This is a genomic window from Myxococcus sp. CA023, from assembly GCF_010998615.1.
Lineage (GTDB): Bacteria > Myxococcota > Myxococcia > Myxococcales > Myxococcaceae > Myxococcus.
Map to the genome: position 1 here is coordinate 165860 of NZ_JAAEAH010000004.1, position 17709 is coordinate 183568.

General features: G+C 68.5%; 11 protein-coding genes. 4 read left to right on the plus strand and 7 right to left on the minus strand.

All coding sequences use genetic code 11. The annotated features are described in order from the left end of the window. Positions 1–24: 24 nt before the first annotated feature. From F8M74_RS02580 to F8M74_RS02605, 6 genes are all read right to left on the minus strand, one after another. A complete protein-coding gene (locus F8M74_RS02580) occupies positions 25–1131 on the minus strand; it encodes a fatty acid desaturase (protein WP_141253419.1) in 1107 nt (368 codons plus the stop codon). Between the two features lie 24 nt (positions 1132–1155). After that, entirely contained in the window at positions 1156–7611 is a 6456-nt protein-coding gene (locus F8M74_RS02585; RefSeq protein ID WP_141253418.1) for a type I polyketide synthase, read from the minus strand. A 23-nt stretch (positions 7612–7634) separates the two neighbouring features. Next, positions 7635–9140 carry an SDR family oxidoreductase gene (locus tag F8M74_RS02590; RefSeq protein ID WP_141253417.1) on the minus strand — a complete coding sequence of 502 codons (1506 nt, stop codon included), beginning with the start codon at positions 9138–9140 and terminating at the stop codon, positions 7635–7637. A 135-nt stretch (positions 9141–9275) separates the two neighbouring features. After that, a complete protein-coding gene (locus F8M74_RS02595; RefSeq protein WP_171410069.1) occupies positions 9276–10391 on the minus strand; it encodes a Gfo/Idh/MocA family protein in 1116 nt (371 codons plus the stop codon). A 113-nt stretch (positions 10392–10504) separates the two neighbouring features. Next, positions 10505–10996 carry a GFA family protein gene (locus F8M74_RS02600; protein WP_163884312.1) on the minus strand — a complete coding sequence of 164 codons (492 nt, stop codon included), beginning with the start codon at positions 10994–10996 and terminating at the stop codon, positions 10505–10507. A gap of 29 nt (positions 10997–11025) precedes the next feature. Further along, the gene (locus F8M74_RS02605; protein WP_163884313.1) at positions 11026–11172 is read right to left on the minus strand and encodes a hypothetical protein; all 147 of its coding nucleotides are present in this window, start codon (positions 11170–11172) and stop codon (positions 11026–11028) included. On the opposite strand from F8M74_RS02605, the gene F8M74_RS02610 reads away from it, so the two are divergent. The 3 genes from F8M74_RS02610 to F8M74_RS02620 are packed head-to-tail and all read left to right on the plus strand — an operon-like array spanning position 11162 to position 14195. Beyond that, complete coding sequence (locus tag F8M74_RS02610; RefSeq protein ID WP_228559127.1) at positions 11162–11857, plus strand: hypothetical protein; 696 nt, start codon at positions 11162–11164, stop codon at positions 11855–11857. The genes F8M74_RS02605 and F8M74_RS02610 overlap by 11 nt on opposite strands. After that, the gene (locus F8M74_RS02615) at positions 11854–13155 is read left to right on the plus strand and encodes a radical SAM protein (protein WP_141253414.1); all 1302 of its coding nucleotides are present in this window, start codon (positions 11854–11856) and stop codon (positions 13153–13155) included. The genes F8M74_RS02610 and F8M74_RS02615 overlap by 4 nt, the downstream gene beginning before the upstream one ends. Further along, positions 13146–14195, plus strand: a complete 1050-nt coding sequence (locus tag F8M74_RS02620) for an SUMF1/EgtB/PvdO family nonheme iron enzyme (protein WP_141253413.1) — start codon at positions 13146–13148, stop codon at positions 14193–14195. Before F8M74_RS02615 ends, F8M74_RS02620 begins: the two co-directional genes overlap by 10 nt. Positions 14196–14217: 22 nt before the next feature. On the opposite strand, the gene F8M74_RS02625 is transcribed toward F8M74_RS02620, so the two are convergent. Then, positions 14218–15084, minus strand: a complete 867-nt coding sequence (locus F8M74_RS02625; protein ID WP_141253412.1) for a 2-oxo acid dehydrogenase subunit E2 — start codon at positions 15082–15084, stop codon at positions 14218–14220. A 234-nt stretch (positions 15085–15318) separates the two neighbouring features. Between F8M74_RS02625 and F8M74_RS02630 the strand changes: the two genes are divergently transcribed. Continuing rightward, positions 15319–17532: a methyl-accepting chemotaxis protein gene (locus F8M74_RS02630; RefSeq protein WP_141253411.1), complete on the plus strand. Its 2214-nt coding sequence runs from the start codon at positions 15319–15321 to the stop codon at positions 17530–17532. The last annotated feature ends 177 nt before the right edge of the window (positions 17533–17709 follow it).

Genomic DNA, 17709 nt, shown 5'->3' on the forward strand with positions numbered 1-17709 from the left:
GCCCCATACCATAGGCGTAGTCGTTCACCGGTTCAGGCCGTGTTCAAGACTTGAATCACCTCCCTTGAGCTGGCTGCGCAGCGCTTCCGTCGAAATCGAAGGCGTCCCCTCCGGTGCCATGAGCGTCTGTCCATCCTCGGCATAGAGCGCCGGGCGCCGGTACAGCATCCGGAGCGCGTGCAGGTGCGGGTACACCTGTGACGCTTCGGGGTTGAGCTCGCGCAGGTGCTTGCGAAGCAGCGGCGCGAACTTCGGGCTCATGGCCGGGAAGATGTGGTGCTCCTGGTGGTGGCTGAAGTTGTAGTGCAGCCAGTCCATCACCGGATGCGTCGCCACGCTGGCCGTGTTCACGAAGGGGTTGTCCGACTCCTCGTGCGCGGCCAGCAGCCAATGGTTGGTGGCGATGTAGATCATCAAGGTGATGTTGCCGATGAGGAGCGGAAGAATGAGCGCATAGAGCGCCCCCATTGGCCCCATCCACCAGCCCACCGCGACCCACCCCAGCATCACGAGCACCGTGAGGACGCGCTCCCGCGTTCGATGCATGTGCACATGCTTGAACTGCGGCAGCCGGCTGTGGTGCCAGAGGAAGGCCTGTCCCTGGGCGGTGAAGAAGAAGCTGAAGCTGACGAAGCTCAGCAACGAGCCCGATCCCGGGGACATCGCGTGGAACACCTTTGCGAACCACTGGGTCCGCCACTCGCTCTGACGCGGCAGGATGTCCGGGTCCCGAACCAGGACGTTCGCCGCGCTGTGGTGTGCCTGGACGTGCCACGCCCGCCAGTTCCCGGGGGTCACCAGGAACGGGCTGAAGCCCACCCAGCCCAGGAGACTCTCGAGCGCCCTGCTGCGAAACACCGCGTGGTGCAGCGCCTCATGCGCCGCCAGCCCCACGGCCGTCACCATCTGCCCGAGCGCGAATGAGATGAGCAGGCACGCCCACCATGGCAGCCGCCCACTTCCCACGGCCCACATCAAGACCACCATCACCGGAACCAGCCCGAACGCGACGATGCCTCGCAGGGGCTGCGGCTGGAAGGACTCCGGCGGCATCACCCGGCGCAACTCCGACCGCAGCCACCGGGGGTCATCGGCGGGAATGGGACCCGCCTGGGGATTGGAAGAACTCATGCGTTCACCCGAAGGAATGAGGTCTCAAGCCATGGGCCGCGCAAGGCCGCCCTCGAGCAACATCCGAAGCCGTCCCGCCTCGTCGAGCGCAGCGACGGTGCCGCACTCCAGCAGGTCGCCATCCACTCGCGGAGGAAGTGCCTTCAACGAGAGGTGAAGCGGCGCTCCACCCCGGGCGTCCACCAGGCCGCGATCAAACGTCGCCCGCTGGAACTGGATGGGCGCGAACACCGCGCTCGACTCCCCATCCACATGCATCGCGCTCAGCCGCAAGGCGGCATCCAGGACGAGCGCGGGCACGGTGCTGCCCGCCTGACGAGGCTCGGTCGGCAGCCCCAACCGCGCGAACCGGGCCGACGGCTCGATGTGAATTTCCTCCAGGCAGTCGAACATCTTCCGCAGTTCGATGGGCGCACCGGCGGCGCAGTGTGGGTCGTGGACCCGCAGGGCCTGTCCCGACGGCGCCGCCGCATCCAGCTCCGGCGTGCCCCGCGGCGGCTCCGCCGTCAGCGTGAACCGCGCCTCCGCATAGACGAGGTCCTTCTCCAGCACGACACCCGACGCATGGACGATGTCCCCCATCAGCCGGACCCTCACGCCATGACGTCCGGGTTCATCGATGAGGGGGGTGCATTCGGCGCGCAGGTGCTGGCGGCCCCCCTGCTTGACGCGGATGAAGCGTGAGAACCGGACGTCCTCGATGGTGACGGTGCGCAGCTCTGGCCGCCCGTTGCCCACCGCAGCTTGCAGCATCAGGTCCAACGCCCAGGCCCCAGGCAACGTGGGCGTGCCACGCACGAGGTGGTCCTCCAGGCACGGCACACTCGCCGCATCCACGACCAGCTCGCGCTGCACGGGCCCGGCCGACAGAGAACGCGCCTCCTCCGCGGGCAAGACCTCCAGTGCGTAGTAGGAACGCTCGCTCTCCGTGAGCTGGACGTTGATGGCCTGTCGAGGCCGCCCATCCACGAGTTGGAGGAAGAGCGCTTCGCCTTCCTCCGCTCGGATTCCTCGCAGATGCCGGCTGGCACCGAGCACGCGGTACTCCGAACCCCGTGTCATGCCGATTCCGTCCCAGGCCAACCAGCCCACGCTGCACCAGCGGACCTCCTGGCACGCGTCGCTGACCCAGGCGCAGAGCCGGTCCAGCGCCTCGTTCGCCGCGCCGTAATCCGCCTGCCCGTCATTCCCGATGTAGCTGAACGCGGAGGTAAGGACGTGGAACGGCACCGGCCGAGCGAGCCGACTCACGCAGGCTTCCCGCAGGTTCCTGAGCCCCTGCAGCTTGGTGCCCAGGTTCGTTCGCAACTCCCCGAGTTGCCTGCGATTCAACTTCTTGGACGTCTGCGTGCCCGCCCCATGCACCACCAGGTCCAGTCGCCCATGCGTGTCGACGATTTCCTGGACCACGCGGTCCACGTCCGCCGCTCGCGTGACGTCCGCGGCCCGGTAGAGCACCTCTCCCGGGAGCCGGCCCAGGCCCTCCAACGTGGCCTTCAGCTCGCGAGCGGCCAGGAAGCGTTCGAAGCGCTTGCGCAGCTCTGGCATGCGCACGCCCCGATTGCTGGCCAACTCCGAGGCGTAGAATTCCCGCTCCATCGCCGGCAGGTCTTCCTCACGGGCCTGGAGCACCCGCAGGGGTGCCTCATCCGGATCGCTCCGCCCTACGAGGACCACCTTGCATCCAAACCGCTTGAGCAGGGCTCCCGCGAGGACTGCCGTGACGCCTCGTCCCCCGCCCGTGAGCAGGACCACCGAGCGCGAATCGAGCGTCGCCGCCAGGTCCGCCGTGACGTCCGTCACCCGCAACACGCGGACACAGCGAACCGGACCTTCGAAGCAAACCTCGATGGAGTGATTCCCTTCCACCTCCGAGCCCAGCTCAGCCTCGGCCAGCTCGAGCGCCTCCTGGATCGGCATGGCCGTGGTGGAGACGGCACGAACGTTCCGGGCAGGCACTTCCCGCCCGATAGACTTGAGCATCCCTGCGAACAGTCCCGACATTGGATGCAGGCACCGCCGTGGGCCGACAGCGCCGATGCACAGACTCACCAGCTCCACCTCGCCACGAGACAGGCGCTCATAGGCGCGACGGGCGGCCAGGAAGAGCAACTCCAGGGCCCCGTGCTTCATGGCCGTGTCCGCGACCACCGCGGCCTCGATCGCCCCTGCCTCGATGCGGCTGACCGCGAGGATGACCTCGGGCTCGAAGCCAAGGGCGGCCAGCCCGGCCTCCGCGGAGGTGTCGGTCGTGAGGTCGACGTACCGGAGGCGTCCCGAATCCGAACCTGTTCCCGGACAGAGAATCAGGTGCTCCGCTCCGCACAGGGCCTCCGCCCGAGCTGCAAGCTCACGCGCGAGCGCCACGTCCTCCGCGATGAACAGCACCCGACGGCCTCTGAGATACGACGGCCGTGTCTTCCGAGCCGGCCGCTCCACCAGCACGGGCGACAGATACTGAATGGGCGCGGCGTGGTCGAAGCCTCCCGCCGCGGCTTGCAACTCGGCTCCCGACGCGCCGTCGGAGCGTGCTCGCAGCGAAGGAAGCGAGCCTTCGACATCCAGCACCTCCGCCATCGGCTGGAGCCGCACTTCGAGCCGGACACCTGTCGTGGCATCGGGGTGGAACCGCAGCGTGCCAGCACGACCATCCGCCGCCGCGTGTACGGCGCGCAGCAACGCCAGGCTCTCCGCCGCCGAGTGCGGTGGCAGGTCGACCCCCGCACCTGTCCCCTTCGTGCCACGGGTGGAAAGCTGAAGGTGGCACATGGGCTTCAAGCCGAGCCTTCGGGCCTTCTCGGCCGTCGTCACCGCGAAGAGCGCCGCGCCTTCCTCGGGCTGCTGCGCCCCTCTGACTTCACCCGGCCTGCCAATGTGCGTACTGCCCACGAGGACCAGCTCGAAGCCGCTCTCCAGCAGCCCCCGCGCAGCCTGGAGCGCCGCCGATGTCGACGCAGCCCCCGCATCCACCACGAAATTGGGCCCCTTGACGTCGAGCGCCCCCGCGACACGGCCGGGCGTGACGTTCGCCATCATCCCCTGGAGCGTGTACGGCCCCGAGGGACGGAGGCTCCCCATTACCGCCGAGTGAAGCCGCTCCGCCAGGGGCAGCACCGCGGCGGATGCTGGCTCGCGACGAGCCTTCTCACTCAAGCGCCGTTGCAGCGTGAAAGCCAGGACGCGCTGGACCGCCTCGACGCCACGGCGCGTCTTGCCCTCGAGCCCCAGCACGATGGCCGTCCCCGAGCGAAGCGCGTCGAACGTCCCCAGCTTCTGGGCGAGCGCACTCCCGACCACGAGCCCGAGGTGCTGCGTCGCATCCATGTCCTCGGAGATGTCGGGCAGCAGGCGCACTGTGGGCGGCAGGCGCAGTGCCTGCAGATCGAAGCGCGCTCCCACCTCGACAGGAACACCCGCTTCGGGCCGCCCGCGTCCATCCGGGAACAAGCCCTCCGTGGCCACGACCACGAGTTCGGCCTCTGATGGGATGCCCTCGCGGGGCCTCGGCGCCGACGAAGGCCCCCGGTACTCCTCCAGCACCAGGTGGGCATTGGTTCCGCCAAAGCCAAAGCCATTGGTGGCGGCACGACGAGGCGATTCGCCATTCTCCGGCCAAGGCTGCTCGCGCGTGTTCACCTCGAAGCCGGGCCCCATGGCGCGCAGCGCGGCACCGGGCGCATCGAAGTTGGACTGCACCGGGAAGATCCGGTGCTCCATCGCCTTGCACAGCTTGATGACCGAAGCAGCACCCGCGGCCCAGCCAACGTGGCCAATCAGTGCCTTGACGCTGGCGAGCTGAACGCCACTGCGCTTGCCACCAAAGACGCGGGCAATCGACCTGAGCTCGGTGGCGTCCCCCGCGGGGGTCGCCGTTCCGTGCGCCTCGATGTACTGCACGCTCGCCGGGTCAACCTGGGCCCCCGAGTAACACGCCTCCATCGCCGCCACCTGCCCCTCCGACCGGGGCACGTTCGCCGAGCTGCTCCGTCCATCACTGGAGAGCCCCGCGCCTCGAATGACGGCATGGACCCGGTGCCCCGCCGCGACTGCGTCCTTCAGGCGCATCAGTCCAACGACGCCCGCGCCTTCACCGAAGATGACGCCGTCCGCGCGCGCGTCAAAGGGCCGGCTCCCCGTGGCGGACAGTCCGTTGAACTGTGAGAACAGACAGCTGTTGCCAGGCCCCGGCGAGAACACGCCGCCAGCAAGAATCAGGTCCGAGTCCCCTCGCTCCAGCGCCTTCATGCCCAGCGCCATGGCATAGAGCGACGACGCACAAGCAGCGTCGAGCAGCGTGGTGGCGACACCCTGCCCCACCACGTCCGTCACCACGGCCTGCAGGGTGGGATGCGGCGCCAGGTCACGGGAGATGGCCTCCACGCCAAGTGCCTCACGCGCCGCGCTCGCAAGCGCCGCGATGTCATGAACCCGCTCACCCCGGGCACTCAGCAGCGCCTCTCCAGCTTCCACGCTCAGCGCGGCGTCGTACTCGGCCGACCCTTCCGCCGTCGAACCGAGCAGGCACTGGATGCGCCCCGGCGACTTCGATGCCACCGGCTTCAGTCCCTGCATGGCCTGCGAGAGGGCGATGGCCAGCAGCTTCTGCTCGCGGACGTACTGCTGGAAACGCGTCGGGTCGAAGCCCGGCGGCGGAACCAGGTCCTCATCCCGCACATACCCCGTGAGCAGGGTGTACGTCCGGTCTGGAGTTCCCGAGGGGCCCGCGAAGTCCGTCACCAACTCGGGCTGCAACAGGCCCTGGTCGACGATGCCGCTGATGCCCTTCCGGATGTTCTGCCAGTACGTTTCCGGGTCCTTCGCTCCCCCCGGAAGGATGCAGCCCAGCGACACCACGGCAATGCCGCTTTCGTCGACCGCGGCGGCATCCATGGACTTCGGCTCGATGCCAGCCGACGGGGCAGTCCGCTCCGCCGGAAGCAGCTTGCTGATGACGCTCACCTCGGCGGCCGTCTCCGCCGGGATGATTTTCTGGACGATGCGCGCCAGGACGCCCGTGGTTCCGCAGTCGACGAAGCGCGCGCATCCCGCGCGGGAGAGCGTCTCCACCGTCCCCAAGAAGTCGAACGAGCGCATCAGGTGCGATGCGAGCGCATCCGCCAGTTCTGGCCGCCCACCCACATAGGCGCGCCGTTCGATGGGCGAATAGACACGGCCCCGCGGCGCCTGCATGGGCACACGGCCCAGCATCTCGCGGAAGGCCTTCGCGGCCGGGGCCATGTCCGGATGGTGGAATGGGTACCGGCTCGAAACGAAGGTGAATCCCTGCCCCCGTCCTTCCAGCAGCGCGCGGAGTCGCGCGAGCTGATCGCGCGCTCCCGCGACCACCGTCTGCCGCGCGTGGTTGCGTCCCGCGATGTGCAATCCCGAAGCGCCGCACTCCGCGATGGCGCGAACGGCCTCGGACTCCCCAAGCGCCACCGCCGCCAGCGTTCCGAACTCGTCGGGAAGAACCTGAAGCGCTCGGATGCGGTGGCAGACGACCTGCGCGCCAGCGCGCAAGTCGAGCGCACCCGCCGCCGTCATCGCGGCAATCTCCCCGAAGCTGTGCCCCACGAACACGTCCGGGCTCGCCCCCTGGCGCTGCATCCACCGGGCGCCCAGGACACCGGACAGGTAGATGCCCAGTTGGTCGAGCTGAGGCAGCTCTTCCAGCGCACGCTGGACGTCCGAAACGTCACGCGCGGCGAGCAATGGCTCCACCTCCACTCCGACCGCACGACATGCGGCGGCGACCCCCTGAAGCTCGTCTCCGAGGTCGGGGTCGAGCGCCTTCAATTGGAGATAGAGCCCTGGCTCAAACGAACCCTGCCCGGCGAACAGAAATGCCGTCGCCCCCGGCGGCAGAACCAGCGCGTCGGGACTCTCGGCTGTACTCGCCGCGGGAGCCCCCTCCAACGAAACGACGCGGGACGTCCCCAGTGACGCCGGGTCCGCGAGCAGCGACTTCGCCAGCGCCCGGATGGACTCTGGAAACACCTCCTTGAGTGCGGAGCCTCCCTGCTGGACACAGTCCCGGAAGCTCCGTGCCCTGGCGCGCTCGAAGATGCCGGACAACGAATCGAAGCACCGCAGGAACGACTCGGGAAACGAACACAGGGCGCCCGACGTCCGGTCCGCACAGAGAACCGTCTGGAAGCCGCACGCCACTGGCGTCCCATCGCTCTTGAGGGTCCGGAAGCAGAAGCGGATGGAGACCGCTCCCCGCTCCTCCAGTGTCGTCAGCACCACCAACCGGTCTCCCAGGTTGGCCGGTGCCAGGTTGCGCGAGTAGCCCTCGTAGGTGAGCAGCAGCACCTGGTCGAAGTCGCGCCGGAACTCCGGCACGTCGAACACGTCCGGACTGAAGAGCAGGTGCTCCCGCCCAGCACACTGGAACTTGAAGTTCGTGAGGAAGTGATGGCTCCCGTAGGCCATCGTGTCATCGAAATGAATGTCGTACGGGACCGCGAAGTAACCCATGGCAATTGGCTCCGGTACGAGGTTCAGGAATCGAGCGCGAGGAGCGCTCGCACGTCGTGCGCACTGCTGTGAGACCCGCGCCGCGCCTCGGGACGCAGTGCCTCCGGCGCGCCCGGCAACAGCCCGTCCACCGTGCCGGAGAGCCCCGCATCCACCACCCAGATGGCGCCGTTCACCCGGCGCGTCTTGGGCCCCAGGAGGAGCTCGGTGACGTCGGCGACATCCTCGGCAGTGCAGATCTCCCCGCCTGGCGTTGCCGACTCCCAGCGCGCGACCCGGCTCGCGGCGTCGGGGAACATGCGCAGCAGCTCGCCATGCACCGGACCCGCGGACACGCAGTTGGTCCGGATGCCATCCAGTGCCAGCTCCGCGGCCAGGTAGCGTGTCAACGACTCCACCCCGGCCTTCACCACGCCCTGACAGCCCAGGTCGTGCATGTACCGCTGGGACATGGAGGTGGACATCGTCACGATGCTGCCGCCGCCACGCCGGGCCATCAGGGGCCGCGCGCGCATGGCGCACTCATAGGTCCCCGTGATGCAGGTGCGGAACGCCTTGTCCCAGTCGCGCGGAGTAATCCGGTCGAACGGTCCGATGAGGCCGTTGGACGCGTTGCACACCAGGAAGTCCAACCCACCGAACTGCGCCTCGATGCTGGCGAACATCCGGTCCAGGTGCTCTTCCTGCGCGACCGAGCCCCAGGCGTGGAACGCCTTCCCTCCTGCGTCAACAATCTCCTGAACCGTCCGCTCTCCTTCGTCACGGGAGTGGAACGAGTTCACCACCACCGTCGCCCCCGAGCTGGCCAGGCGAGCCGCGATGACCTTGCCAATCCCCTTCCCAGAGCCCGTAACGAACGCGACCTTCCCCGCGAAGGGCAGCACGGCTGGCGGCGGCGACTGACGCGGCGCTCGGTCCTCGCGCACGGGTGTCGCGACCGCCAGCCGAGCGCGCGCCATCTCACAGATAGAGGAAATCGTCCGCAGCCGCTGCGAAGGCTGCGGAGCATCGGTCAGGCCCAGCTCCTGGATGAGCACGGCCATCACCTCGGCCTGCTTGACCGAGTCGATGCCCAGCTCGTCCTCCAGGTCCGCCTCCGGCGTCAAGAGCTCTTCCGGATAGCGCGTCACCCGAGCGAGAACGGCACGGACCCGCGCCTCCAGGTTCTCCACCGGTGAGCCCGCTGACGACACCGGGGGCACGGGAGCCGCGACAGGCGCCGGTGGAGGCTTCGCGACGGCGGCGGGCTGCGTGTCCGCGAGCAGCCGCGCCACCACGTCCGCCATCGCGCCCAAACTACGCGCCTGAGCGCCCCGCGGCAGCCGCTCGGACGGAATGTTGAACTCGCGCCCGACCACTGCCGCGATCTCCGCCAGCTTGACGGAATCAATGCCGAGCTCGTCCTCGAGCTGCGCGTCCGCCGTCAGGATGTCCACGGGGTAGCGCGTGACGTCCGCGGCACAACGACGAATCCGCTGCAGAACGTGCTCGACCGCGTGGGTGCCCTGATGAGATGTGTGTGATGTCATTGCCGACCCCCTGGTTTCCCGGTTCGCGGCAATGAATGCATCAGGGGTCTGACACGACTTGCGGAGGCGGATGTCGCCGCACATTCAGCGCACGAAGAAGCTCGCGCGTGGGAAATATTTCCAGTGGACGCAAGTTCATCCTTGCGCTGGCGCGGGCGCGTTCACCGGCGCTGGCGGCCTGGCCGCGGGGCGGACGATGAGTTGGTCCAAGGACGGCCGCCGCTTCATCGGGAATGCCCCCAGCTTCACCCGGCGCCCCGTCCTCGCGGACTCCTGCATCGCGGTGATGACGCGCACGTCCGCGAGCCCTTCCCGGCCGGACGGCCCGGGCTCCTGGTCCTCCAGCACGCACTGCGAGAAGTAGAGCAACTCCGGCGCGAACTGGTCGTGCGTCGCGAAGACGCGCTCCTCCGTCTTGCCCTCCAGCGTGAGGACATGCTTGCGCTCCTTCTCGTAGCCGAACGCGGACTCGACGAGCAGATCGCCCTTCTCCCCCACCACCCGGTAGCTGGAGACCGCCGACGCGGCGTGGCTGATGCCGAACTGCGCGACGCGCCCATTCGAGAAGCGCATCAACGCGAAGGCCGTGGCATCCACGCCCTTGAAGCGAGGGTCCTGCTCCTCGTTGGTGTAGCAGAACACCTCGGTGGGCTCGTCACGGAAGAGGTAGCGCGCGGCGTTGATGGGGTACGGTCCTTCGTCGAGCAGCGCGCCTCCGCCCACGTCCACGCGCGTCCGGATGTCCCCGGTCCGCACCTGCTGCGTCAGCAGCGCCGACATCATCAGCGGCTCACCCAGGCGCCCCGAGCGCAGCAGGTCGATGGCCCGCAGGTTCGCCTCCTCGAAGTGGAGCCGGTAGGCGATCATCAGCTTGACGTGATTCTCGTCCGTGACGCGAATCATCGCCTCGCAGTCCTCCACCGAGGTCGCCATGGGCTTCTCGCAGAGGACGTGCACACCCGCTCGAGCGGCCCGTTCGGTGAAGGCGCGATGCTGGGTGTTGGGCAGCGCGATGTACACCGCGTCCACGTCCGCGTCGCGCAGCACCTGCTCAAGGCCGTCGTAGCTCGCGGTGTGCCGCACGCCGTACTTCTTCCCCAGCACGTCGCGCTTCTCCGCGTCGGAGGAAAGGAGCGCCACCAACTCCGAGTTCTCACGGGCATGCTGGAAGGCCGGAAGTACAGCCACCTGCGCGATATTCCCCGCCCCCACCACCGCATACCGGATTCGCCGCGAGCTGCCCTGTGCCATCGATTGCCTCCGCGTATGAAAGACACGCTGGCCCCCCAAGGCACCCGCCACAACCCACGCTCCGGGCAACGTCGTGCCGCCCGTCCGGACAGCATGCGGCCCCCCGAGCCGCCTCAGTCCACTTCCGCGTCGTGGCGCTGATGCCACTCCGCGATGGACTCCTTCGGGTAGCGCTGGAACTTCTTGTCCTTCTTGCCCGCATGGACGGGCACCCAGTCCGGCTTGAACTCGAGCATGATGTGGACCAGCTCGGGCGCCTCGGGAAGTGGCGTGTCGATGGCCGACGCGAACGGATGGATGAGCTCCGGCCACGTCGGGTCATACAGCCACAGAGCGGAGCCGCAGCGGCCACAGAAGTGGCGCTGCCCCTTGCTCTTGTGCGCCTTCGCGTCCTCCGGATTCTGGATGCGCGCCCGGTACACCTTGACGTGCTGCCGGCCGCGCACCTTGAGCGAGCGCGCGTCCCCAGACAGGTTGATGGCGAAGCCTCCGCCCCCTTGCGTCTTGCGGCACACGGAGCAGTAGCACCGCATGAAGGGAGACGGGTGATGCGTCTCCACGCTGAACCGCACGCCGCGACAGTGGCAGGAGCCTTCGAGCTTCATCACGGGTCCTTGGAGAGAATGAGCACGCTCTACGGCCCCAAGTTATTCAGCGCGCCGCTGGCCGGCATGCCGTCCTTGCCGTTCCACCGGCCGCCCACGTCGAAGCGCTGGGCGTTGCCGAAATCACCAGAGTAGCCCTGCAACACGTGGCGCAATTTTCCGCTGATGTCCGACATTCGACCCGACACCTTCCAGGAATACCGTGAATGCTCGGCTCAAGCGCGCTTCGCGGCGGTGCGCGGCGCGCGGTACAACACCGGCATGTCGGACTCGGACGACTTCCGTCTCAATGCGTTGGCGCGCTACCGCAAGACGTCGAGCCAGCTCGCGCTGGAGGTCCACAGCCATTGCGAGGTGCCCGCGGGCTGTGGCGGTGTGGTGCTTCGCTGGCGAAGGTCCGGTGCGTCCATCGGCCTGTCGCTGTTCTCCTACGTAAATGGCGTCCCGGACGGCGGCTTGTTCCTCGATGGGAATCCCCTCGTGGAGCAACGGGTGAACGTCACCCCGGGTTCGCACGTCCTGTCTTTCGAAGTGAACCATCCCGGAGACAAGGGCTTCGTCATGATGCAGGCCCGGCTGGATCCGGAGATCGCCAGCGCGGTCCACCAGAAACTGGCATCCGCTCCGGATGGCCGATGGAAGGCCACGACGCGGCGACCTCCCGAAGGCTGGCGCCTACCGGACTTCGCCGACGCGGGCTTCGCGCCGTTGGTGCAACGGCCCGTTCCCGAACCGAAGACGAACGAGCGCTGGCGGTGGCAGATGCTCACGGACGACGCCACGGGCCTGGGCCTGGCCTCGAGCGCCACGAAGGCCTGGGTGCGGTGGTCCTTCCGCGTGGACGACGAGGGCTTCAAATGAGCCGCCCTTCCCTGGTGCTCATCCCGCAGCACTTCGGCGCCCTCCTCTTCGACCGGCGCTCCTCTCGCTACATGCCGTTCGACGCCCCCGCGGCGGCCGTGCTGACCCGGCTCACCGAGCACACCGCGGACGACGTCATCGGTGATGCAGAGGCTGGCGACCGGGACGCCGTCATCGGGCTCATCCAGCACCTGTCGACGAAGGGCTACCTCCGGATGGATGGCCGGCTCGCGGCGGCCCGCATCGACCGGGCGCCCCCACCTGACCACCTGCTGGGCCCGCTCGCCGTCCACCTGGAGGTCATTGGCGCGTGCAACCTCACGTGCACGCACTGCTTCGCAGGGGAGTTGCCGCGCAATCAGTCCCCGCTCTCCGTGAAGGAGATGGACGCGCTCTTCGCGCAGCTCGCCGGATTGGGCAGCTTCCGGCTGGGACTCACCGGCGGCGAGCCGCTGATGCGCAAGGACCTGCTGGACATCCTCGACGCGGCGACGGGCCACGGCCTCCATCCCTGCATTACCACCAACGCGTTGCTCATCGACGAACGGTGGGCGCGTGAGCTCGGCAAGCGCGAGCTGGTGTGGCTGAACGTGTCGCTGGAAGGCGCCCAGGCGGGGACGAACGATGCCGTGCGGGGCGCTGGTGTCTTCGACCGGGTGATGGAGAAGCTCGCGCTGCTCGGCCAGCATGCGCGCTTCACCCTCGCCTTCACGCTGACGCGCGACAACGTGGCGGAAGTCGAGGCCTGCGTCGAACTGGCCCGGCGGGTGGGCGCGCATACCGCCGTCTTCCGCCCGCTGTATCCCGTCGGCACCGCCACCCGACACCCAGAGCTGATGCCCACGTTCGACGGCTACGTGGACGCGCTCGCGCGGCTGGAGCGCGTCGAAGCCGACTCGGACCTCTTCGCGTTGGACCCCTTCAGCCCTTCGGCGCGAGAGGAGATACGCGGCGTGGTGACGGAGGGCCCGGGCTGCGGCGCGGCGAACACGGTGGCCTCCGTCTCCGTCCAGGGCAACGTGAATCCGTGCAGCTTCCTGGGCCGGGCCTTCGAGTCCGGAAACATCCGGACGCGACCCTTCGAGGACATCTGGCGTGACGGCCAGGCCTTCCAGCGCCTCCGGGCGAAGCAGGCGGGAGACCGCTTCACCGGGGGCTGCCGCGCGCGTGCGCAGTTCTACAATGGCTCCGCGTTCGCGGAGGACCCCTGGCAGGCCCAGTCCCAGGGACCTGGCCAGGCGTCACATCCACTGCCCGTGCTCGGCACGGGGCGGGGGCAGGGGGGCGCATGTCGGTAATCCAAGCCGCGCTGGGGAAAGCCCGGGCCCAGCGTGCCAGTGGAGACCTGGAAGGCGCCGCCGCGACGCTGGACGCGGTGGCCTGGCAGGCGCGCGAGGACGTTCTGCCGTTGCTCCAGGACGTGTTGGAACAGCTCACCGTCATCGAGAACGGCTTCGTGTTCCGCTATGTCCCCGCGGGCACGTTCATCATGGGCAGCGACGACGGCGACCCCGACGAGCGCCCCGCCCACGCGGTGACGTTGTCCGCGTTCTGGATGAGCGACACGCCGCTGTCCTGGAGCGCCTTCGCTCGCCTCCTGGATTGGCCCGAACCGCCCGAGTTCCCCACGGACGAACAGCTCGGCGGATTCGCCGACAACTTCGCGTACTTCAACGACTCGAAGATTCGTCTGCAGTACTGCGAGAACGACACCCTGAAGGCCAGTGACTGGCACGCCCACGCCACCCACACGCGATGGAGCACCGGCGACGGCGTCATCAAGACCTCACAGGAATTGTTCGGCACGCCAGCGCGCGCGGGCGAGGGCCCGCTGCGCTATGACCGGAAGCCCATGGTCGCGGTCGACCCTTCGCTCGCGGAACGGTTCGCGCGGCGCTTGAGCACGCCTTCCGTCACCTATCGCCTGCCCACCGAAGCCGAATGGGAGCGCGCGGCGCGGGGCTGCTTCCGTGGCGCGGCGTACCCATGGGGGAACGAACCTCCAGACGCGAGCCGCGCGGACTTCGACCGCTTCAATGACTTCTCGCTCCGCCCCATGCGCGCCTTCCCGCCCAACGACTACGGCCTCTTCGGCATGGCGGGCGGCGTGAGCCAGTGGTGCCAGGACCACTACGACGCCGACTACTACCGGCGCTCGCCAAAGACGTCCCCCCTGTGCGTGCTGGGCGAGCGCATCCCCGAGCGCGTCCACGTCCTGCGCGGCGGCTCATGGGCGGACTGCGCGGACGCCCTGCGGGTCAGCTTCCGCTCCGCGAGCGACACCGGGGCGGCGCCCAACATCGGCTTCCGCCTGGTCCGGGTTTCCTCCCGGAGGTGAGGCCAGCGGCTTGTGAGCCGCCCTACCCCACGGCGGCGACCGGAGCCACGTCGGCCGTCTCCGGAAGCGCGTCGAAGCTCTCGAACGGGTTCTCCAGCATCTCCCGAAGCGTGTTGGCGAGCACGCCCGCGTGGAACCCGTCGATGAAGCGGTGGTCGAACGTGGCGTTGATGTTCATCACCTTGCCCGGCACCACCTTGCCGTCCTCCACCACGGGCACCTCCTTCACCGCGCCGGGCGCGACGAAGATGGGCACGCGCGTGTACGGCGCCAGCGGGACGTAGGCCGTGTCCAGCCCCAGCGAGCCCACGTTGGTGATGATGGCGGACCCGAAGGCGTCCTTCGGCATGCCGAACCGGCTCATGTCCAGGTTCAGCGTGTACATGAAGAAGGACAGCAGCCAGGTGAAGGTGTTGAGGAACAGGTAGGGAATCTTCTGGATGGTGCCCTTGCCCTTCTCCAGGGCCACGTCCCGACGCTCGCGGACGCGGCGCACCGCCTCCTCCAGGTCGTTGGCGATCTCCTTCAGGTTCTTCTTGTCCGCGTCCTCGATGCGGGCCGACGTGAGGTCCACCTTGCCGCCGTCCGTCTGGACGACGAGCGTGGACAGCGTCACGCGCTGGCGCAGGTAGATGCGGTTGAAGCGGAGGATGGCGTTCGCGTCCGGGCAGCGGCGCAGCGCCTCGCCCATGGCCTTGGCCACCAGGTGCGTCACCGTGAGTCGCACGCCCGTGCGCTGACGGAAGGCCTCGATGTAGGCCATCGCCTTGTCCATGCGGACGGTCAGCGTTCCGTAAACGGTGGGGTCGTACGCCGTCTTCCAACTTCCAATCGCAAGCTTGCGAAAGCTCGACAGGTCCCGCTTGGGGATCAACTCCAGATGCGCCATGGCCCCAGTGTCGCCGCTTGGCCCACCCCAAGGGAAGAGTGGGTCCCCCGGCTGGCGCCCCCGCCCGCCTCGGACTCAACATGACGCACCGGGTCGCCGTTCAAACCCGATCGGAACGCGGTCCGGACGCAGAGGATCACCCGGCTTTCCAGGAACAACCTTGCCAGTGGGCCGCCTCCCCCACGATCTGCCGGAGCGCGGAATTCACCGGAAGTAAAAAATTCGCGGCATTCATTGCCTGCCACGCTCTCTGGGGACGTCAAGTCCAAGCAACGTCAATCGATTCTCGGGAGAGGTCGGGAAGACCCATTTACATTCGGTGCCCGGGCGGAAGACCATACGCACTCCATGGCTGGCTTCCGCTTCTGTTCCGCACTCTTGCTGATGTTTGCCCTCACGTCCTCGGCCCATGCGGCCGAGGCGGGACCTCCTGTCAACGTGCTCGACGGGTGGCGCTTCCGGTGGGGTGACTCCCCCGTGGGCTCGGAGGGCACGCCCCTGTGGGCGAAGGAAACGGGGGATTCGAAGGAGTGGCGGACCACGCCCGCGCTCGTGGCGCCGGAGGGACGTGGCGACCACAAGTTCATGTGGCTCAGCATCCCCATCCCGGACGGTGGCTGGACGGACCCCGCGCTGTACCTGGGCGAGATCACCCACGCGCTTGAGGTGTACGCGGACGGCCAGCACATCTACACGAGCGGCAAGATCCGGCCGGACAGCTACGAGATTGGCGAGAACCTGTCCTGGCACATCGTGCCCCTGCCGCGCGACGCGCAGGGCAAGCGCGTGCTGCTGCGCATCCAGTCCAGCAATCCCAACATCGGCGTGGCTCAGGCCGCGCAGGTGGGCTCGAAGTATGACCTGCTGGTCTACGTGACGCGCCAGGGCCAGGCGCCCTTCGTCATCTGCTGCCTGCTGCTGGCGGTGGCGCTCGGCGCGGGTGGCGCCTTCGCGCTCCACTGGCGGCGCCGGATGCTGGCGGGCCTGGCGGTCTCCGCGGCCAGCGGCGGCCTGATCCTCCTGGGCCTGAGCGGCATGCCCACGGCGCTGTGGGGCTCGTCCGCCGCCGCCACGCTGGGCACCACGATGGGCATCTTCCTGCTCGTCGCCGGTCTGATGGAGTTCGTCGCGGACGCGCTGCTCGACAACCGGCGCGGCTGGTTCCAGAAGGCGGCCATGGTGTTCTCGCCCGTGGCGGGCGTGTGCGCCCTGGCGACGCTCCTGGACCTGGGCATCGGGCAGCGCATCCTCGTGCCCTTCCTCCCCATGGCGATGGTGGTGCTGCTGGTGGTGCTCTCGGTGGCCATCACCCAGGCGTGGTTGGGCAACCCGGACGCGCGCCTCTTCGTCGGTGGCTTCGCGGGGCTCGTCCTCTCCATCGTCCTCACCATCCTCCCCGTCATCGGCCTGGTGGGCTGGTCGCTGGGCAACGTCACGCACTGGGGCTACGTCGCGTTGACGCTGTCGCTGCTGGGCATCGTCACCCGCCGCTCCATCATGGTGGTGCGCACGCTTGAAGCGCACACCCACCAACTGGAGGCGCGCGCGCAGGAAGTGCGCAACCTGGCCGAGCGCATGGGCAACGGCGCCGGCGAGCTCGCCTCGGTGGTGCAGCAGCTCCGCTCGTCCAGCGACGAGCAGACCGAGGGCGTCAGCCGTCAGGCCGTGGCGCTCCAAGAGGCGGAGCAGACGGTGAAGGAGATCCGCCGCAGCTCGCAGATGACAGCGGAGAAGGCCAGCGCGCTCGCGGCTTCCGCGGAGAGCGCCGAACAGGTGGGCCGAGAGGGAACGGCCGCCCTGGAGCGCACGCTGTCGGACCTGGCGGCCATCCGCACCGAGGTCTCCGACATGGCCCGGCGCATCTTCGCGCTCGACGAGCGCACCCGCGAGGTCTCCGGGATCGTGGACTCCGTGAAGGACCTGGCGGACCAGTCCAACATGCTGGCCATCAACGCCGCCATCGAGGCGGCGCGCAGTGGCGAGAGCGGCCGTGGCTTCGGCGTGGTGGCCCGGGAGATGCGCGGTCTGGCGGACCAGTCCATCCAGGCCACGCACCGCATCCGCGAGGTGCTCGACGGCGTCAGCAACAGCATGCGTGAGGCGGCCCGCTCCAGTGAGAAGGGCGACGAGCGCGTGCGGCTGAGCCTCGACGCCGTGCGGACCTCCAGCGCGCAGTTCCAGCAGCTGGCCGACATCATCGGCGACACCAGCTCCAGCGTGCGGCAGATCACCGCCGCCGTCAGCGCGCAGGACGCGGGCACCCACCAGATGGCCCAGGCCATCCAGGAGCTGTCCGGACAGATGCAGCGCACGCTGAAGACGGTGCAGGAGACGCAGGAAGCCACCCGCTCCGTGCAGTCGCTCGCGGAGAGCATGTCTGGCATGGCCAGCCAGACGCTCAAGGCGGAAGGCCTGTCCGTGCCCGCGGCGCAGGCGCAGGCGCGCTGATTCCGCAGCCTCCACCTCCGAGCCCGGCGGCCCTCACGGCCACGGCTCGGAGGCTCCGGCGGGCGCTGGAAGCTCAGCCCAGCGCCTCCTCCAGGAAGGGCGCGGTCTGGCTGAAGGGCAGGCCCACCACCTCCTCCGGTGGGCCCGCCACCACCACCCTGTCTCTTATACACCTCT